Below are 20249 nucleotides of genomic sequence, written 5' to 3'. Positions count from 1 at the left end.
ATCCTCCCTTCTATCTAAACGTTCTTGCAGCATTTGCAGAGGACCGTTCTTAGTAAATACCTTTTGTATTATAGCATAGCGTTCTGATTTAGACAACTATCTTTTACCCAGTCTGTCCAGCAATATCCAGAGCTCATCCAGGTCGCTATTGCCTTCTTTTAACCTGCTTATAAGATCTGGTCTCTTTACTATAGTAGTTTTTAACGAACTGAGCTTTCTCCACAACGATATTTTCTCATGGTCTCCACTCAATAATACTCCTGGGACCTTCATACCCATAAATACTCTGGGACGTGTGTACTGAGGATACTCCAGCAGTCCATTGTAATGGGATTCGATCTGGTAGGATTCGTCCGATGCCAACACACCGGGAAGTAATCTTGCAATTGAGTCTATTAACACCATGGCAGGTATCTCACCACCTGTAAGAACATAATCTCCTATAGATATCTCCTCATCAACAAAGCTCTCAATTACCCTGCAGTCTATTCCTTCATAATGTCCAGCCAACAGTATAAGATGATCTTCTGATGAAAGCTCGACCACCTTCTCCTGTGTTAACGGAACTCCCTGAGGAGACAAGTAAATGATTCTGCTATTTGGACTTCTTACTGACAATATAGACGAATATACAGGCTCTGGTTTGATGACCATGCCCTTGCCTCCACCATAAGGGTAGTCGTCCACCCTTCCGTGTTTATCATCAGAGAAATCTCTTATATTTACGGCTGAAACCTCAAGTTTTTTTTCGGATATTGCCCTACCTACGATGCTATAGCTTTTCAACACGTCGAATAATTCAGGGAACAATGTCAAAACATCGATTTTCATTCAATCATTCCTTCTATTGGATCCACCTGGATCCTTTTATCGGCTATACTGACCGACACTATAAACCTCTCAACTGCAGGTATAAGATATTCCATACCATTGCCGCCGTCGATAACATAAACATCGTTAGCTGCTCCCTGAAGAACATCCTTTATCGTTCCAAGCTTTCTTTCAGTCATGTCATAAACCTCACACCCTATAAGATCTGATATGAAGTATCTTCCTTCAGGCAATTTGATTCTGTCATCATCTAAGACATAGATATACTGTCCCTTGAATCGAAGTATTTTATTTATATCCTCCAAACCTTTAAGCCTCATAAGGACCATTCCCTTGTGGATCCTTGGTTCTTCAGGCAATACCTCTTCCTTGATCTCTCCGACGTAAGCCTTCTTAAGAGAGAAGAACCTATCCGGATCGTCAGTCAGAGGAAATATCTTAATATCTCCCTTTACGCCATGAGAATTAGTGATTTTGCCAATGGCGGTATATCCCATTTCTTTCACCTGTCCGGTAAGGCATAACTACTGCAATATTTCAACGACAACTCTCTTGTTGTCTTTGATCGCGGCAGCTTTAACAACAGTTCTTATCGCTTTGGCGATCCGTCCCTGCTTTCCAATTATCTTACCCATGTCCGCAGGTGCAACCTTGATCTCGATTATTATGGATTGAGAGCCTTCCACTTCATTTACACTGACCATGTCAGGATTGTCTACCAGTGACTTTGCAATAAACTCTACCAATTCACCCATAGTGTGCACCTCCAGGATTATTTTTCAGTTGCTTCCTCTGCCTTGTTGTACAATCCACTATCCTTGAAGAGCTTTTCAACTGTCTCAGTAGGTTTTGCACCGTTCTTAAGCCATTTTTCAGCCTTCTCACTGTCAACCTTTATAGTCTTAGGTTCGGTAAGCGGATTGTAGTAGCCAATTTCCTCAATGAATCTCCCGTCTCTTGGTGATCTTGAATCTGCAACTACGATTCTATAGAAAGGATTCTTCTTTGCACCCATTCTCTTAAGTCTGATTTTAACTGCCATTAATTTCACCTCCTGTAATTTGATATCTATTTAGAAAAAGGGGAATCCTATTTTCCCTTTCTTCTTCGGACCTTTGCTCATTTCTGAGAATTTTTTCATCATTTTCTTAGTTTCTTTAAATTGTTTTAATAATCTATTCACATCTGATACGGTTGTTCCGCTTCCAGCAGCTATTCTCTTTCTTCTGCTGCTGTCGATAACATCCGGATTGTCTCTTTCTCTTTTAGTCATGGACTTTATGATTGCTTCTGTCTTTATCAGATCCTTAGGATTGAGGTCAAGTCCTTTAAGAGCTTTAGAATTCATCCCCGGGATCATACCCAAAAGCTCATCCAAAGGTCCCATTTTCTTCATTTGCTCCAACTGGTCCAGAAAGTCGTCAAAGGTGAACTGAGCTGTCCTCATTTTCTTCTCAAGTTCAATTGCCTTTTTCTCGTCGATACCAGCTTGCGCCTTTTCTATCAGGCTAAGCACATCGCCCATTCCTAAAATTCTCGATGCCATTCTGTCAGGGTGGAAAGGCTCAAGTTGATCTGCTTTTTCTCCCATGCCTACGAATTTAATTGGCTTATTTGTTACAGCCCTGATTGAAAGTGCTGCACCGCCTCTTGCATCTCCATCAAGCTTTGTAAGGACGACTCCAGTTATTCCAAGTCTTTCATTAAAGCTCTCAGCTACATTTACTGCATCCTGGCCTGTCATAGCATCCAAAACGAGTAGTGTCTCCTTTGGCTTTACAGTAGCCTTGATATTAACAATTTCTTCCATCAATTCCTCATCGATGTGAAGCCTTCCAGCAGTATCTACGATTATTACGTCGTTTCCATGCTTTTTGCCATGCTCAAGTGCAGCCTTTGCAATGTCTACAGGGTTATTCTTGTCTCCCATCGAGAAAACAGGTACGCTTACTTTTTCACCTACCACTTCAAGCTGCTTAATTGCAGCTGGCCTATAAACGTCGCACGCAACAAGCAATGGTCTTTTGCCTTGCTTTTTGAGCAGACCTGCAAGTTTTCCAGTGGTTGTAGTTTTACCAGCTCCCTGGAGACCACACATAAGGATCACAGTAGGAGGAGAAGAAGCAAACTCAAGCTTTTCTTCTTTTTCTCCCATTAAAGCCGTCAACTCGTCATTAACTATCTTGACTACCTGCTGACCCGGAGTAAGACTCTCCATTACTTCTGCACCAAGAGCCCTTTCCTTTATCCTCTTTATAAAATCTTTAACTACCTTAAAGTTAACGTCTGCCTCAAGGAGTGCTAATCGGACCTCTCGAAGAGCAGCATCAAGATCTTTTTCATTTATCTTACCCTTGCCCTTGAGCTTACCAAGAGCATTTTGCAGCTTTTCAGATAAGCTTTCAAACACCAATTTTGAACCCTCCTGCCATATTTAGGATGATACTCCTTAGATAAGTATTTTAGAGATCCTCTCCTCTATACCTATGGCTTTATCCATTATTTCCTTGTTTGCCCCATTTTCCCCAATTTCATAAATTTCAGCAGCTATTTTTCTTATATCACGTATAGTGTCCTGGCTGGAATAAAATTTATCCACAAGACCAAGCTCGTTTTCAAAGGAATAGAGCTTTTCTTCAGAGCGTTTTATGGTATCAAAGACACTTTGTCTGCTAATTCGCAGCTCCTCACCGATTTCTGAAAGTGAAAAATCATTAAGATAGTATAGTTCCATTATCTGATATTGCTTTTCACTGAGTAGTTTACCATAGAAATCAAGCAGTATACCTATTTTAACCAACTTGTCCATTCTATCACCAACCAAAAGTACTGTCAAGTAAATTCCTTGACAGTACTATTCTATTCTATGCACATTGAGTTGTCAAGCTTTTCCAGATTATTCAAACATAGCCTCAACGAAAGAGTCAACTGAGAAAGGCTGAAGATCTTCAATGCTCTCTCCTACACCTATTAGCTTAATTGGGAGTGCAAGTTCTGTTTGAAGTGCAATGGCTACTCCACCTTTAGCGGTACCATCGAGCTTTGTGAGGGCAACTCCAGTAATTTGTGCTACCTCTTTAAACACTTTGGCCTGGTTGATTGCATTCTGACCAGTTGTCGCATCCAAAACCAAGAGTATTTCTTTGGTTGCCTCGGGATATTCCCTCTCAATTATCCTGAAAATCTTTCCGAGCTCGTTCATTAAGTTTGATTTATTATGAAGCCTACCTGCTGTATCACAAATCAATATATCAGACTTTCGAGCTTTGGCTGCTTGTATGCCGTCAAAAATAACTGCTGCAGGATCTGAACCTTCAGTGTGGGCAACTATGTCAACACCTGCCCTTTTACTCCATTCCTCCAACTGTTCTATAGCAGCAGCTCTGAATGTGTCACCAGCTGCTATAAGAACCTTCTTGCCGCTCTGCTTGAACCCGTAAGCCAGTTTCCCAATAGTCGTTGTTTTTCCTACTCCATTTACCCCTACCACCAATAAAACAGACGGATGGGGCTCAAGATGAAGATCATTTTCTTGTACAGATTCAACCATCAATTTCTTGATCTCATCCTTTAGTAAGTTCCTAACCTGTTGACTTTCTGTTGCCTTTTCCTCTCTCACTCTTACTTTAAGTCTTTCTATTATTTTGACTGATGGACCTACTCCAGCATCTGTAGATACCAAAATATCCTCAAGATCCTCAAAAAGCTCATCCTCAATACCCTTGTAGCCAGTGAAAATGTCTTCAAGTTTATTGCTCATTTCCTTTCTCGTCTTTGAAAGACCTATCCTCAGTTTGTCCAGATATCCTTGATTTTGAACCTTATCCTCAATTATATTCCCCTTATCCTTTTTAAACCAATTAAACATAGCTACCTCCTATCCAGCCTCGCTGTAATCCTTAAGTCTAAGCGAAATAAGTCTGCTAACTCCTTCTTCCTCCATAGTAACCCCGTAAAGTATATCCGCTATCTCCATTGTTGTTTTTCTGTGGGTTATTAAAACAAACTGAGTATCATCATCAAAGGTTTTAAGATAGTTTGTGTACCTGCTTATATTTGCCTCATCGAGAGCTGCATCTATTTCATCAAGGATACAGAAGGGCGATGGCTTGGTCTTAAGGATTGCGAACAATAAGGCAACAGCTGTGAGTGATTTCTCACCACCAGATAAAAGCATTAAACTTTGAAGTTTCTTACCGGGAGGTTGGGCCATTATCTCGATTCCTGAGGTGAGAATATCTTCTCCTCCCTCCAACTCCAATCTCGCCTTTCCGCCATTGAACAGAATGGAGAAGGTATGCTGAAATTTCTCATTTATTTCGTCAAAGGATTTCTTAAATTGGTGCCTCATTTTCTTCTCCATGTCTCTGATAACCAATTGGATATCCTCACGAGCTGAATTCAAGTCATTCAATTGTGCAGTTAGGAACTGGAATCTTTCGACAGAATTCTTATAATCTTCTATCGCACCTATATTCACATTTCCTAGTTCCTTTATCCTTGATCTAAGCTCCTTAATGGTATTTTGCTCTTCCCGCACATTTTCAATTGAAATATTGAAGGCTAAAACTGCATCAATATCCAGATCGTAGTCTGTTTGCATTCTTTCAGTCATTGACTCAATTTGGATGTCAAATCTTGATCTGTCCATGTCAAGCTTGTCAATTTCCCTATCTACCTTTGCAAGTCTCTGAGCAAGTATTCTGTTCCTTTCCTGAAGCTCATAAAAGGAATCCATTAACTTGTCCTTAGATTGCAGTAGTTGTTCAAGCTCTCCAGCATCCTTGATATCCTCTTCCTGACCGTTAGATATTATAAGCTTCAGGTTTTCAATCTCGTTTCGGTTCGCTATGATCTGGTTTTCTATGGAACGCAATTCATTCTTCTTGTTTTCTAAAGAAATTCGGGTATCTTTTTCGCTTATATCAAATTGACTGATTTGTGACTCTAATGTAAATGAGCTGTTTTCTAGAATGTTGATATTAAGTCTAATATCAGTGATTTCATTAATTAATTTTTCCAAATCGCCACGAAGTGCGATCAGATTTTCTTCATTGGCTCTCGAAATATTTATTTTTTTCTCAAGGGACATAGAAGCCTCTGATAGTTCTGTATTTAATTTATCCAAACTATTTTTTAGATTACTCAACTCATGCTGTAGCGCTTTAAGCTCGTTTGTTTTCTTATCCAATTCGGCATTGAGCCGTTCAATATCAAGGTCAGTCAAATCGAAAAGTTTCTCACAGTCCAGTATCTCGCTATGCTGATTTTTATTTTCCTCTTGAATTTCGTTGATTTTGTTGTTAAGGTGTTTGATAATTCTATTCTCGGCTTCAAGGGTTTTCCTTAAAGATGACAATTCAAGAATCAAATTTGCAGTTTCAACTTTGATGGTCTCTATTGCTTGTTTTCTGCTAAGAATCGAAGTAGCTCTTGAATTGGTGCTCCCTCCAGTCAGACTCCCGCCTGGATTTATTACATCTCCATCCAAAGTTACTATCTTGCTCTTATACGAAAATCTCTTAGAGTATTCAATTGCGCTATCAATACAGTCGAATATCAAGGTCCTGCCAAGGAGTTGAATGAATATTTCCTTTAATTGACTGTCGCAATCGATTAGGCTGCTTGCGACACCTATGTATCCCTTAGATGATAATATATTGTTGTCAACAACTAACCTGCTTCCCTTTATTGAGCTGACTGGCATGAATGTTGCTCTTCCCTTATTGGAATCCTTCAAATAGCCAATAAATCTTTTGGCAGTTTCTTCATTATTTACCACAATGTTTTGTAAATTGCTCCCCAAGGCAATCTCAATTGCTTTAAGATATCGCTCCTCAACATTAAATAAATCTGCTACCAATCCCACATAGCCATTAGCAAATTCTTTGTCTTCATTTGCCTTAATTGCTATAGCCTTAACACTTCCGTAATAACCCTCAAAATCCTTTTCCATAGCCTCATAGAGTTTTAAGGTCGCAGTAAGGTTGTTTAGAGTCTTGTCCTTATCGTAAATGTTCTCCTCTAAAACACTTGTTGACTTGCAACGCGAGGAAAGCTCTTTCTCTTCCTTGGCCAGCAGGTCCAAGCCGTATCTCAATTTTTGTCTGAACCTATCAAGTTCACGTCCAAGTCTATTTTTTGAATCGATTTTATCGTTGATATCACTTTGGATAATGCTTATTTCTTCCTGGAGCTGAGTCATCCTCCTTTTAATATTCTCAGTAAATGATATTGTAGTTCCTGCTTCACTTTTAAGAGAAAATATTCGTGTCTGGTGATCCATTATTTCATTACGTAAAGTATTGGATAGAGAATCCAGTCTCTCTATTTCCTTAGTTAACTCAGATTTTTTGCTTTCAAATATATTCCAAGCATCCTTAAGTTGGTTTATTTGCTTCTGCAGGTTTAATAGTTCTATTCTCGATGTTTCGAGGTAACTTCCTCCATCTGAAAAAGATGTCTCCAGATCATAGATTTCGCGATTATACCTGTCGATTTCTTTCTGTAGATAGGTTTCCTTCTCCTGGAGTAGCTTGATGTTGTTCTTAATGCTTTCATTTCGTTGAAAGCTCTCAAGTTTCAGTGCCCTTTTATCCTCTATGGCCTTTTCAGCATTATCAAGACTCCCCTTTATGTTACCAAATGAAGCTGCAATCGATTCTATTTCGTTTTCCAGAAGATTTTTTTCTTCAATAAGCTCAGATTCCTTGACATCCAGTTTTTCAGATGCAGACCTTATTCTCTTTATTTCTCTTGAAGCCATAGCAACGTCAAGATCGCGAAGTTGGCTGAATAATCGTTGAAATTCACTCGCTTTCTCGGCTTCCTCTTTAAGCTGATCCTTTTGATTTTTTATCTCGTGGAGAAGATCTCCTATTCTGGTAAGATTGACTTCTGTCTTCTCTAGTTTTCTCAGCGCTTCTTGTTTCCTGGTTTTGAACTTGATTATTCCGGCGGCTTCCTCAAATATATTTCTTCTGTCTTCAGGCTTGTTGGACAATATTTCGTCGATCTTCCCCTGACCAATGATCGAATAGCCTTCCTTGCCTACGCCTGTATCCATAAAAAGCTCCCGCACATCCTTCAAACGACAGGCATTTTTGTTTATATAGTACTCACTCTCTCCGGATCTGAACATCCTTCGTGTAACCGCAACTTCCCCGTACTCTACTGGGATCTTCCCGGAGCTATTATCGAAGGTAATAGTTACCTCAGAGAAACCAAGGGCTCTTCGTTTCTCAGTCCCAGAAAAAATAACATCCTCCATTTTGATACCTCTTAAGCTCTTGACGCTTTGCTCTCCAAGAACCCATCTAATAGCGTCAGCGATATTGCTCTTCCCGCTTCCATTTGGGCCGACGATCGCGGTCACCTTGCTGTTAAACTCGACTTCGGTTTTTTCCGCAAAGGATTTAAATCCCTGGATATCAACTTTCTTCAGATACAAATCCAACACCTCATTCCTCTTTGGAGGATATAGTTCAAACAATAAGGTCTCCTATTGGAAACCTTATCCTATATTGCTGGCTTCTTCAATCTTTAATGCTTTCAGATCTATCTCATTGATAAATTCATCAGTTTCCAATCTTATTATATTATCAGGTAAATCTTCTTCGATAATTTTTAGTCTGGTTGTATTTAAAAGCTTAGCAATAGAGTCTTTATTAGCGCCTTTTTGACCGGATACGATAGAGCTATACCCTATTGGACAAAATATAGTCCAAGTCTTACCTGAAGGAAGTGTCCCTGTATCAATTGCTTTAGTCAGTAGCTTATATAAAAGTCTGGATTCAACCAGCTGACGGATCGAGGGGTGGAAAGGTCCCCCAATTACATCTTTTCCTGCCTGAATGTTGTCAGTAGGCTGCAGACCAATCCTTATAACTTTAGTATCCGATGCTTCAGCCAGTATAAGGATATCGCATGCAGTTTCGACAGCCTCCTCTAAGCTTTGAGGTTTATATAAACCTTCTAAATACATTTTCTCAAGACTGGTCCCTTTTATTACAAGAGTTGGGTAAATCCTTATAAAGTCAGGCTTAAGGGATATTATCTTCTTAGCGCTCTCAAGACTTTTCTCAGAGGTATCCCCAGGTAATCCAGTCATAAGCTGTAATCCCAGGTTAAATCCCATATCTTTGATCATCCTTGAAGATATAAAGACATCTTCATCGGAATGACCTCTTTCGCTCAGTTTCAGGACAACAGGGTCCATTGATTGCACGCCAAGCTCGATAGTATCTACGAGATTTTCTTTAAGCATAGTAAGAATAACATGATCTATAGCATCAGGTCGTGTGGATAGCCTTATTCCATTGATTTTTCCTTCTTCTTTATACCTCCTGGGTATTCCGAGAAGCCTCTTCTGAGTTTCAAAGTCTATGGCAGTGAAGCTGCCTCCATAGAATGCCACTTCGATAAAAGAATCTTTCTTAAATGTGGCCAAATATTCGTATATTATAGTTTCAACCTGTGATTCTGTGACATCTGTCTCAAAGCCGGTAATTTTATTCTGATTACAGAAGACACAGTCATGGGGACATCCATAATGAGGTACAAATATTGGTATTATGTAATGTCTAATCATAATCTTCACCCATCAGGATAAGAACCTCTTTCGCAGATAGTTGTTCAGCTTCCTTTTTGTTTCTTCCAAATCCCGAGCCAATAACATCAGACCCAAGAAATACGTCAACATAAAATATTTTATTGTGATCTGGCCCCTCTTCCCTAACTACTGCATAACTCAGCTTTTCTTTAGTTATTTTTTGAAGTTTCTCCTGAAGCTGCGTCTTATAATCGATGAATAAATTTCCTTTTGCTACAGCTCTTACAATATCAGTTTCAAACCTTGTAACTAAGAATCTCTTTACTGTATCGTAGTCACTGTCAAGAAATACCGCTCCTGCAATGGCTTCACTGGCATCCGCCAGTATTGAATCTCTACTTCGTCCGCCAGTGGCTTCTTCTCCCTTCCCCAGCAGAAGGAATTCTCCCAATTTTATTTTTCTTGCAGCTAAAGCCAAGGAAGATTCGCATACAACCTTGGCTCTAATTTTAGTCAGTTCTCCCTCCGGATAGAATGGATATTTATTGTAAAGATACTCGCTTACGACGAGATTGATTACTGTATCACCTAAGAATTCAAGCCTTTGATTGCTTTTACTGGGGTGGAGACCGTTTTCATTGGCATAAGAACTATGGGTCAATGCAGTTTCCAATAGTTCGATATCCTTGAAACCGTATTCCAGATTTTCCTGCAACTTATTAAGCCTTGAAGACAACGTTCCATCCATACCCCATCACCTCATTGATTACTGTATGTTTCTTTTTATATATTCCTTGGCGTCACCAACGGTTTTTATATTTTCAACTTCCTCATCCTCAACCTCTAAACCAAACTCATCCTCAAGTGCCATGATAAGTTCTACAAGATCCAGAGAATCGGCATTCAGATCATCCTTGAAAGAAGTCTCAAGTGAAATGGTATCCTCTTCCACATTAAACTGTTCAGCTATTAGTTTGATTATTCTCTCTGTCAGCATTATTTTCCTCCATTTTTTTAATATTGTTTTCAATAAGTGTAATAACATCATTTTCGATAAACTTTTTCAATTGTCCAATACCATTCATAAAAGCATACCAGTCAGAGCTGCCATGAGCCTTTACCACAGGCATTTTAGTACCCAACAACGGTGCTCCTCCGTACTCTCTGTAGTCAAGTCTCTTTTTCATTTCCTTGAGTTGATTCCGTAAAAGAAGTGCACCCAGTTTTGATTTGGTATCAGCAGTAAAGGAATCTTTCAACAATTGAAAAATTGAAGAGGCCATTCCTTCCGTTAGCTTCAATGCGATATTCCCCACAAACCCGTCACAAACCATGACATCTGCTATACCATATGGCATATCTCTACCCTCAATATTTCCAATAAAGTTCAGTTCAGTATTCTGAAGAAGATTGTATGTCTCCTTGGTCAGTTGATTTCCTTTAGCGCTTTCTGTGCCTACATTTATCAAGCCAACTTTCGGGTTTGTGATCATAAGTACTTGCTCCATATATGCAGAACCCATAATAGCAAACTGTTTCAGGTACTCTGGTTTTGAATCAACATTTGCCCCAGCATCGACAAGGATAGATACTCCCTTCAATGTTGGATAAAGTGTTGTAAGAGCAGCTCTGTCTATGCCTTCGATCCTTTTGACAATAAACAACCCCCCTGCAAGTAAAGCACCAGTATTTCCTGCAGAAATGAATCCATCTCCCTCACCATCCGCAAGCGCTTTCAAACCTACAACCATTGAACTGTTCTTTTTTTTTCGAATAGCTATGGCAGGGTCCTCATCATTAGTTATAATATCGGGAGCATTAAGAATCTCTATGCTGCCAGCTGGATATACATGCTTTTCCAATTCCTTGATAAGTGCCTCTGCTGGTCCTGTCAATGTAATATTTATCCCATATTTTGATACCGCTTCCACCGAAGCCTTTACAGTTGATATAGGAGCGTGATCTCCTCCCATTCCATCTACTATAATTCTCATAACGCCCTCCACTGTTTAGAAGTAGAAATCATAAATACATTTTATCACATAAAAAAAAGATAGTGAAGCTAATCACTATCCTTTACCTCTTACTCGACTACAATAACTTGTCTGCTCTTGTAATAGCCACAGCTTCTGCAAACTCTATGGGGTTGTTTAGGCTCATGACATTGTGGACATTCAACAACTGTAGTTCTATTTAGTCTATAGGAAGAGGCTCTTCTCTTGTCTCTTCTCTGCTTAGAAGTTTTCCTTTTTGGTACCGCCATCTAAAACACCTCCTTAATCATTTAGCGAAAGTTCCCTTAGCTTTTCAAATCTCAAATCTCCGGTATTGCCTCCACAGCCACAGTCGCCCTCGTTTAGATTCTTTCCGCACTTTGGACACAAACCTTTGCAGCCTTCACTGCAGATAAATTTCATTGGCAGGGAACTAACTATTTGATCCCAAATGTACTCACCGAGGTCCAATTGATCATCTTTAAGGCTTAATACCTCGTCAGAATACTCACCCTCATCAATGTTCCCCTTTTTTTCAGTTAGTCCTCCTGATGCTTTAAACTCTATGGTTTTATTTACAAGCTTCAGACAACGGTCACATTCGGCTTCATAACCATAGTTACCTTCGACATTGATTAAATATTCCCCGTCAACCTTGTAAATGTCTACCTTTAAAATAATTGGATATTTTACAGGGTATTCGTATTTGTTTGGCATAGCATTCTCATCAAGTTCAAGGGAAATTGAGTGAGCTGCTTCGTCACCATGAAGGAAGCCAGATAAATCAACAAGCATCTATGTCACCTCTTAGACTAACACTACCATTATATATACGTCAAATGGCTTTGTCAACAATTATCTGTTGCTTAGCAACTCAAGTGTATCTCTTGCAATCATTAGCTCTTCATTTGTTGGAATGACCATTATAGTAGCACTTGCAAGATTTCTGCTTACAATTGCTTCTTGACCTCTTGTGTTGTTTAACTCTTTATCGATCATGATATTCATACACTCAAGACCTTCACATACCATTTCTCTTATCAGACCTGAATTTTCTCCAATCCCAGCGGTGAATACAAGAACATCTATTCTGCACATTTGAGCTGCATATGCAGCTATGTACTTGGTAACTCTGTTGGTAAATACTTTCAATGCCAGCTCAGCTCTTTTATTGCCTTCCTCAGCTGCGATCTCAAGATCTCTGAAGTCACTACTGATACCAGATATTCCAAGAACTCCTGATTTCTTGTTAAGCATATCATTTACTTCCTCAAATGACAGTCCTTCCTTATCCATTATAAATGGAATAATCGCAGGATCAATATCACCTGATCTTGTACCCATTGCTAACCCCTCAAGAGGTGTGAAACCCATTGAAGTGTCGATTGATTTTCCACCCTGAACTGCAGTTACACTTGAACCGTTTCCAAGGTGGCATGTGACTATATTGAGATCCTTTATATCCTTTCCAAGAATCTCTGCTGCCCTCATAGAAACATATTTGTGTGAAGTTCCGTGGAACCCATATCTTCTGATCTTGTATTTCTCATAGTATTCATAGGGGATCGCATAAATATAATTTTCAGCTGGAATAGTTTGATGGAATGCAGTGTCAAAAACTCCTACCATTGGTACGTTGGGCATAAGTTCCTTGCAAGCCTCTATGCCCATTATGTTTGGTGGATTGTGAAGAGGTGCCAGCTCTATATTTCTGTTCAAAGCATCCATGACGGCATCATCAATAATCACTGAGGATGCAAAATCTTCTCCTCCATGAACTACTCTGTGCCCAACAGCACTGATTTCATCCATTGAAGCTACAGCACCATGATTCTTGTCAACTATTGCTGCAAGAACAAGTTCAAGAGCTCTCTTGTGATCCTTCATTGGTTCTTCAATGGTTACTCTTTCCTTGCCTGTAGTATCATGCTTTATCCTGGAACCCTCTATCCCTATCCTTTCAACAAGACCTTTTGCAAGAACTTCTTCTCCATTCATATCTATCAATTGATACTTTAAAGAAGAGCTGCCACAATTGATTACTAATATTTTCATCTGGTGACCTCCTTAGGTTTTTTCTATATCAATATTATATTATATCTGTTAAAAAATCAACAGATTAAATAGGAGTTAGGTAAAACTGAATCTCATAATACTCTGTTTGCTTAAGTATTTTATTGATGGTATCATATTGACATAAGATAATCAGGAGGCAATTATGAGAACTGTAGGACTAATAACTGAATACAATCCTTTTCATATGGGTCATAGACTTCACCTAATGGAATCTCTCAGACTTAGCGGTGCAGATAGATCCGTTTGTATTATGAGTGGTTCCTTCGTCCAAAGGGGCGAACCTGCAATAGTCGATAAATGGACAAGGGCTAAAATGGCTATTGATTCCGGAGTTGATTTAGTGCTGGAGCTGCCATTTGTGTTTTCAACTCAATCAGCTGAAATTTTTTCATATGGTGCTGTCAGACTTCTTGATGCTACTAATTCAGTGAGCCATTTGGCATTTGGAAGCGAAGAAGGTAAAGCAGACGTTCTCGAACCAATTGCAAAATTATTAGTTTCTGAATCTGAAGAATTCTCAGCCATTTTAAAAAAGAATCTTTCATCTGGTTTATCCTTTTCTTCCGCAAGAAGCCTTTCTGTATCAGAAATCCTTGGTAAAATGGGTCATGATCAAAGGCTCATACAAGACACTATTTCCAAACCAAATAATATACTAGGGATCGAGTATCTGAAAGCCTTAATAAAGCTGAAATCATCCATAAGACCAGTTACTTTTATGAGGACAGGCCATGGCTATAAGGATACTTCAACAAATTTGGGTATTGCTTCCGCAACTGCTATAAGACAGTTGCTCTTAAATAATGATTTTTCTAAGGTAGAAGGGCTTCTTCCGGAATTTAGCTATAGCTTGATAGTAAAATTCTTCTCAGAGTATAAAACATTTAACTATTTGGATAACTATTCTGAGATCATAAAATATGTCCTGAGACTAAAGTCATCTGAAGAGCTTTCTTTATATATGGATATGGAAACAGGACTGGAAAATAGACTTAAAAGAATATCCTCAGAAGTAAAAACAGCTGAAAATTTAGTACAGAGAACTACTACCAAGAGATACCCGGGAACACGAATCAGGAGACTTCTGGTCCATATATTGACAGATTTAAAAGCAGACTTAATAAAGCAAGCATTAAATAATAAACCGGAATATGTTCGTGTGTTGGCAAGCAACTATAATGGTTTCGAAATCATAAATGAGATCAAGAAAAATTCAGATTTGAAGATCATAACAAAGTTCTCTGATGCTTTCTCCAGTTTATCAGAAACATCTAAAGCTATGCTGGAAAAAGAGGTTTTGGCAACAGACTTGTACTATTTTGGGCTAAGAGGTTCAACACATCCCTTCGGGAAGGATTATCTTGTATCTCCATATGTTTTAAGTAAGTAGTCAAGATTTTCGATTTTATTCCCTGGTATCCAAAATAAAAAAACAAAGCCATACATGGCTGGCTTTGTCTGCTACTACCTGACCCTAAGTTCTCTACGATTCTCATTAAGTACCTGTATTATATCTTTAAATTTTTCCTGAGTGTCATAAAGAAGCTCATCAGCATATTCAAGAGCCCCATTTCTTATTTCTTCAGCACTAAGCTCTGCTCTGCGAATTATCTCCTCAGCTCTTTCCTTTGCTTGTCTCACGATTTCCTCGTTGTCGACAAGCTCTTCCAGCTTTGTCTCTGCTTCATTTAGCATAGAACTTGCACTTTTTTGAGCTTCATCAAGTATCCTTTGTCTTTCCTCCTTGATCCATGAAGCTTGCTTTATCTCATCAGGAAGCTTTATCCTTATTTCCTTGATTATATCCAACAGCTCATCACGGTTTACCATTACTCTGCTTGTAAGTGGCACTGATGTTCCGGCTTCAATTATGTCTTCAATTTCGTCGATCAGATTAAGTAAATCCATTAACGAGTACCTCCTTTGAATTTTTCTATCAGCGCAGCTTCTACTATTTCAGGTACAAAGCAGGATATTTCACCTTTGAATGAAGCTATCTCCTTTACTACACTTGAGCTTAAAAATGATACCTTTGATGAAGACACCATGAATATAGTTTCCAGCTGAGGATAGAGCTTTCTATTTACAAGAGCCATTTGCATCTCATATTCAAAATCTGATACTGCCCTGAGACCCCTTACAATTGTGCTGCAATTCTTTCTCTTAGCATATTCTGTCAGCAAACCGGAGAAGGAGTCAATCTGGATATTTTTCAAATGCAAGGTAGATTCTTTTATCAGCTCTATTCTCTCATCTACCGTAAATATACTGTTCTTCTTATTGTTGTTCAAAACAGAAATTATGACCTCATCAAATTTTTCAGAACATCTGGTAATAATATCCAAATGACCATTGGTCACTGGGTCAAAGCTGCCAGGGTAGATTACCTTCATTACTGCACCTCTTCCGGTTTATAATATGTCATCAGCTTGCTTCCATAGCTTCTTTCATCAAATTTCATGATATCACCATAAGAATCCTTTAGTGCCAGCCTCTTATCATGCTCCACTATGGCCAGACCATTCTCCTTCAATAATCCACTATCAGATATTAATTGCAGGACCTCATGAAAAAGCTCTGTCTGATTATATGGAGGGTCAATATAAATATAATCGAACTTCGTCTCTTTTGCTGCAAATCTTTGAATAGCCACCCTGGCATCAAGAACGATTATTTCACTCTTGTCTAGGTATTTTGTGTGCTCCAGGTTTTTTTTAATTACAGATATACTTTCTGCACCTCTGTCAACAAAGTATGTAAAAGAAGCTCCTCTGCTCAAGAATTCAATACCGATACCTCCTGTCCCTGCAAACAGGTCAAGAATAACAGCGCCGGATGATATTGGTGATATTATATTAAAAAGTGATTCTTTGACCCTATCTTCGGTTGGTCGGACATCTCTTCCCTTGGGTGCAATAAGTCTATGCCCTTTTCTTTCTCCTGAAATCACTCTCAACTCAACTCACACTTCCTTTAGATTATATTATCACAGTCAATTGCTTATTTAAACCTAATTGAGGATAATTTCCTCCTGAAGTTTCCTGAAAATGTCTTGAATATATTCCTTAATTAAAGCATTTTCTTCACTCAGAAGCTCAGGATCCTGACTTATTATCTGAATAGCATCTTCTTGGGCTGTTTTAAGCACATCCCTGTCCTTAAGCAAATTTGCTGCTTTCAATTGTGGCAGGCCGTGCTGCTTTGTTCCAAAGAATTCACCTGGACCTCGAAGTTCAAGGTCCTTCTCAGATATTTTAAACCCATCTGAGGTAGATTGAAGTATCCTCATTCTTTCGCGGGCAGTTGAATTACTGCTGTCGTTAATAAGTATACAGTAGGATTTGTACTTTCCTCTTCCTATCCTTCCCCTTAGCTGGTGAAGCTGAGCAAGTCCAAATCTTTCAGCATTCAGGATCAGCATTATGTTAGCATTTGGAACGTTTACGCCAACCTCTATAACTGTTGTGGAAACAAGGATATCCATTTCACCTGTCTTAAATGATCTCATAGATGCTTCTTTTTCAGCCTGGCCCATCCTTCCATGTATCAAACCAATGTTGAAATCGGGAAAAATATCAGAAGTTAAACGTTCATAGGTTTTCTCAGCAGACAACAAGTCCTGCTTCTCCTGCTCTTCGATAAGCGGGCAGACAACATATGCCTGTCTACCTTCAATTATTTGTTTTCTTATAAATGAAAATATCCTATCCTCCATATCTGAGCCAACAGCATAGGTTTCAATCAGTTTCCTGCCGGGTGGAAGTTCATCAATGATTGATATATCAAGATCTCCATACAGGATAAGTGCAAGCGTCCTGGGTATCGGTGTGGCAGTCATTATCAGCATATCAGGCAAATCGCCCTTGTCCGATAGATCTATCCTTTGTCTTACTCCAAACCTGTGCTGTTCATCAGTAATTGCAAGGCCCAGACGTTTAAACTTTACAGAATCCTGGATTAGAGCGTGTGTACCTATGACTATATCTACTTCGCCATTAGATATTTGATTCAAAATCGATTCCCTTGATTTCAAACTCATGCTGCCCTTTAATAAGCCTATTTTTATGGGCATGTTTTTCAACAAATCTTTTAATGTTTCAAAATGCTGATCAGCCAATATTTCTGTTGGAGCCATCATCGTTGCCTGGTATCCATTTAGAACTGCCAATACCATTGCCGCAGCACTTACAACAGTCTTTCCAGAGCCTACATCTCCCTGCACCAGTCTATTCATTCGCTTATTGGATGTCATATCACTTATGATTTCCTGAATTACTCTTATCTGTGCAGCAGTGAGTTTATATGGCAGATCAATTATAAATTTTTCAAGGCTTCTCACATTCTTGAATTTAATACCCTCGAGCTCTGCTCCACCCTTATTTTTAAACCATAATAAGCCTATTTGAAGCAATAGAAGCTCCTCATATGCAAGTGCCTTCCGTGATATCTCCGCATGGTTCAAATTCTTTGGGAAATGTATCCCAATCAAGGAATCTAATTTAGAAGGCAATTTTCTCTTAATACTATATGTTTTAGGCACAACTGATTTGATATCGTCATTGATCTCACTTAGAGCTTGAGCAACAATTTTCTTCATTTCATTATTGCTGATTCCATCTGTTAGAGGATATATAGGTGTAACTGATCCTACGTGGTCAGGACTCCACAGTTTAAAATCAGGATTCTGGATTTGGACCTGGTATCGGTTGAAAGAAAGTTTCCCATATACTATATAAACCTGACCTGGTGAGAATGTCTTTTTAAGATAATCCTGATTAAACCAAACCATTACTGCTTCACCGGTACTATCCCTGACGGGTACCTGAAGTATCGATAAACCTCTTCTTGGCCTTGACACAGTTGGGCTCCCTGTTACTTCAAGCACAAAGCTTTGTTTTTCACCGATAACCCCCTCTTGAATCTTGATGGTTTTAGTTCGATCTTCATATGCTCTAGGGAGGTGAAAAAGTAAGTCACCTAAAGTCATTATCCCCATTTTTCTAAATATCGACGCCCTTTTTGGACCTACTCCCTTAAGATATTGTATTTGTGTGTCAAATTTGTTCACGATTTCACCTCTCCTGTAAGATGAAGAACCCTGCCTTAAGGCAGGGTTACTCGATTGCAAAAATGTAGTAATACAGCGGCTGGCCTCCGTGAATCACCTCAATGTCAATATCAGGATATGATTCGGTCAGTAAATCTGCCAGCTCATTAGCTGTTTCCTCGCTAATATCGTCTCCATACATTAAAGTTATTATGGACATATCTTCATCCATTAGCTTATCTATTAGTTTTTTGGATACTTCGTTAATATCGGTACCCGCCGACAAAATATCCTTGTCAGACAGACCGATAATATCTCCTTTGGATATCTCTGTGCCATTAAACTCAGTATCTCTAACCGCAAAGGTTACCTGGCCGGTAATAACATTTTTAATGGCTTCAGACATAATATCCACATTGTATTCAGGGTCTTTTTCAGGGTCCATCGCCAGTAAGGCTGCAATCCCTTGAGGAATGGTTTTAGTAGGTATTACGATAATACTTCTATCACTAAGAGTTTTTGCTTGCTGGGCTGCCAGTATAATATTACTGTTATTGGGGAGTATTATTACATGATCCCCATTTGTCTTATCTATGGCAGAAATAATATCCTCTGTACTTGGGTTCATAGTCTGTCCACCTGGTACTAAAACATCCACATTGAGATCCTTAAATAATCTGTCAATACCCTCACCAACAGAGATAGCAATAACGGAATATTTCTGTTTTTCAATTGTCTTTTCAATATTCTGACCAACTTCAGGATTATCTCTTATTAAGTTTAACTCGTCTTTCAACAAAACCTCTTCATGCTGATATCTCATGTTGTCTATCTTAATATCACTTAATTCACCTATTAGCAGAGCTTTTTCAAGCACTTGCCCGGGATTGTTGGTGTGGACATGAACTTTGATCAAGCCCTCTCCACCAACTACCAGAAGTGAATCACCAAAAATTGCAAGCTCATCTCTGAAAGACTCAGCGTCACCGTTTATGGTATTTATCATAAACTCTGTGCAATACCCGAATTTTATATCATCGGTCTCAATATACTCTCTTCTCTTAGGTGCTTCCTTGATAGGTGATATTTTATCTATTCGAGGTACTGTTACTACCGTCTCCCCTTTCAGGGCTTGCAGAGCACCCGAAAAGATATAAATCAGACCTTTTCCTCCAGCATCCACAACTCCCGCCTGCTTAAGAACAGGCAGCATGTCCGGAGTCTTTTTCAAAACATCATTTCCGTGTTTAATTACCTCTTCCATGAGATCAGCCAAATCCTCGTGGAGATCATATATCTCCATGGCTCTCTCACCGCATTCTCTTGCCACTGTGAGAATAGTTCCCTCAGTGGGCTTCATAACTGCTTTATAGGCGGTGTCGGCAGCTCTTTTTAATGCCTCTGCCATTATTCTTGAATCAATCTTTTCATTTTCACCTATACCGCTAGCTAAACCTCTAAACAATTGCGACAGAATAACACCAGAATTACCTCTTGCTCCCATTAGTGAACCCTGACTGGCAGCCAAAGCAACCTTGGATGCGTTATTCTCATCTACTTGTAGTCCCTGCTTTAAAGCAGACTTAATTGTTAAAAGCATATTGGTTCCAGTGTCTCCATCCGGCACTGGAAAGACATTCAGGGAGTTAACCTCTTCCTTATTTTCTTCCAGCATCAGAGCTGCGCTTTCAAGCATGATTTTTAGCAAATTCCCATCTATTGATGTTGTTTTCAAGTGTTGTACCTCCCC

At 39.1% G+C, this 20249-nt stretch carries 21 protein-coding genes; 1 reads left to right on the top strand and 20 read right to left on the bottom strand.

What is annotated here, in order from left to right; genetic code table 11:
- Window positions 1-96: 96 nt before the first annotated feature.
- The 15 genes from trmD to EC328_RS05460 form a co-directional block, all read right to left on the bottom strand.
- Window positions 97-831: a tRNA (guanosine(37)-N1)-methyltransferase TrmD gene (gene trmD / locus EC328_RS05530; RefSeq protein ID WP_128425866.1), complete on the bottom strand. Its 735-nt coding sequence runs from the start codon at window positions 829-831 to the stop codon at window positions 97-99.
- A complete protein-coding gene (gene rimM / locus EC328_RS05525) occupies window positions 828-1328 on the bottom strand; it encodes a ribosome maturation factor RimM (RefSeq protein ID WP_128425865.1) in 501 nt (166 codons plus the stop codon). The genes trmD and rimM overlap by 4 nt, the downstream gene beginning before the upstream one ends.
- Before the next feature lie 27 nt (window positions 1329-1355).
- Window positions 1356-1586, bottom strand: a complete 231-nt coding sequence (locus EC328_RS05520; protein ID WP_128425864.1) for a KH domain-containing protein — start codon at window positions 1584-1586, stop codon at window positions 1356-1358.
- Between the two features lie 17 nt (window positions 1587-1603).
- Window positions 1604-1873 (bottom strand): 30S ribosomal protein S16, encoded by a 270-nt coding sequence (gene rpsP, locus EC328_RS05515; protein WP_128425863.1) that lies wholly within the window; start codon window positions 1871-1873, stop codon window positions 1604-1606.
- Window positions 1874-1903: 30 nt separating this feature from the next.
- Window positions 1904-3244 carry a signal recognition particle protein gene (gene ffh / locus EC328_RS05510; protein ID WP_128425862.1) on the bottom strand — a complete coding sequence of 447 codons (1341 nt, stop codon included), beginning with the start codon at window positions 3242-3244 and terminating at the stop codon, window positions 1904-1906.
- A gap of 36 nt (window positions 3245-3280) precedes the next feature.
- Window positions 3281-3640 carry a YlxM family DNA-binding protein gene (gene ylxM, locus EC328_RS05505; protein ID WP_128425861.1) on the bottom strand — a complete coding sequence of 120 codons (360 nt, stop codon included), beginning with the start codon at window positions 3638-3640 and terminating at the stop codon, window positions 3281-3283.
- 87 nt (window positions 3641-3727) lie between these two features.
- Window positions 3728-4699, bottom strand: coding sequence for a signal recognition particle-docking protein FtsY (gene ftsY, locus EC328_RS05500; protein ID WP_128425860.1), 972 nt, complete (start codon window positions 4697-4699; stop codon window positions 3728-3730).
- 9 nt (window positions 4700-4708) lie between these two features.
- Complete coding sequence (gene smc / locus EC328_RS05495; protein WP_164906040.1) at window positions 4709-8281, bottom strand: chromosome segregation protein SMC; 3573 nt, start codon at window positions 8279-8281, stop codon at window positions 4709-4711.
- A 63-nt stretch (window positions 8282-8344) separates the two neighbouring features.
- On the bottom strand, window positions 8345-9421 hold the full coding sequence (locus tag EC328_RS05490) for an elongator complex protein 3 (protein WP_128425858.1): 1077 nt from the start codon (window positions 9419-9421) through the stop codon (window positions 8345-8347).
- Window positions 9414-10130, bottom strand: coding sequence for a ribonuclease III (rnc, locus tag EC328_RS05485; RefSeq protein WP_128425857.1), 717 nt, complete (start codon window positions 10128-10130; stop codon window positions 9414-9416). The genes EC328_RS05490 and rnc overlap by 8 nt, the downstream gene beginning before the upstream one ends.
- 18 nt (window positions 10131-10148) lie before the next feature.
- Entirely contained in the window at window positions 10149-10379 is a 231-nt protein-coding gene (gene acpP / locus EC328_RS05480; protein ID WP_164906039.1) for an acyl carrier protein, read from the bottom strand.
- Window positions 10345-11376, bottom strand: coding sequence for a phosphate acyltransferase PlsX (gene plsX / locus EC328_RS05475; protein WP_128425856.1), 1032 nt, complete (start codon window positions 11374-11376; stop codon window positions 10345-10347). Before plsX ends, acpP begins: the two co-directional genes overlap by 35 nt.
- 89 nt (window positions 11377-11465) lie before the next feature.
- On the bottom strand, window positions 11466-11645 hold the full coding sequence (rpmF, locus tag EC328_RS05470; protein WP_128425855.1) for a 50S ribosomal protein L32: 180 nt from the start codon (window positions 11643-11645) through the stop codon (window positions 11466-11468).
- 13 nt (window positions 11646-11658) lie between these two features.
- Entirely contained in the window at window positions 11659-12171 is a 513-nt protein-coding gene (locus EC328_RS05465) for a YceD family protein (protein WP_128425854.1), read from the bottom strand.
- Window positions 12172-12231: 60 nt separating this feature from the next.
- A complete protein-coding gene (locus EC328_RS05460; RefSeq protein WP_128425853.1) occupies window positions 12232-13431 on the bottom strand; it encodes an acetate/propionate family kinase in 1200 nt (399 codons plus the stop codon).
- Window positions 13432-13594: 163 nt separating this feature from the next.
- Between EC328_RS05460 and EC328_RS05455 the strand changes: the two genes are divergently transcribed.
- Window positions 13595-14842, top strand: coding sequence for a nucleotidyltransferase (locus EC328_RS05455; RefSeq protein ID WP_128425852.1), 1248 nt, complete (start codon window positions 13595-13597; stop codon window positions 14840-14842).
- 74 nt (window positions 14843-14916) lie between these two features.
- Here the strand turns inward: EC328_RS05455 and EC328_RS05450 are convergent, their stop codons facing one another.
- Genes EC328_RS05450 through EC328_RS05430 form a run of 5 tightly spaced genes read right to left on the bottom strand, consistent with a single transcriptional unit; the run spans window position 14917 to window position 20234 of the window.
- A complete protein-coding gene (locus EC328_RS05450; protein ID WP_128425851.1) occupies window positions 14917-15360 on the bottom strand; it encodes an ATPase in 444 nt (147 codons plus the stop codon).
- Complete coding sequence (coaD, locus tag EC328_RS05445) at window positions 15360-15845, bottom strand: pantetheine-phosphate adenylyltransferase (protein ID WP_128425850.1); 486 nt, start codon at window positions 15843-15845, stop codon at window positions 15360-15362. The genes EC328_RS05450 and coaD overlap by 1 nt, the downstream gene beginning before the upstream one ends.
- A complete protein-coding gene (rsmD, locus tag EC328_RS05440; RefSeq protein ID WP_240671547.1) occupies window positions 15845-16402 on the bottom strand; it encodes a 16S rRNA (guanine(966)-N(2))-methyltransferase RsmD in 558 nt (185 codons plus the stop codon). The genes coaD and rsmD overlap by 1 nt, the downstream gene beginning before the upstream one ends.
- Before the next feature lie 60 nt (window positions 16403-16462).
- Window positions 16463-18520 (bottom strand): ATP-dependent DNA helicase RecG, encoded by a 2058-nt coding sequence (recG, locus tag EC328_RS05435; RefSeq protein ID WP_128425848.1) that lies wholly within the window; start codon window positions 18518-18520, stop codon window positions 16463-16465.
- A gap of 46 nt (window positions 18521-18566) precedes the next feature.
- Window positions 18567-20234, bottom strand: a complete 1668-nt coding sequence (locus EC328_RS05430) for a DAK2 domain-containing protein (protein ID WP_128425847.1) — start codon at window positions 20232-20234, stop codon at window positions 18567-18569.
- Window positions 20235-20249 lie beyond the last annotated feature (15 nt).

The sequence above is a fragment of the Gudongella oleilytica genome (assembly GCF_004101785.1).
GTDB lineage: Bacteria > Bacillota > Clostridia > Tissierellales > Tissierellaceae > Gudongella > Gudongella oleilytica.
This window is presented reverse-complemented; position numbering and strand designations above follow the sequence as displayed.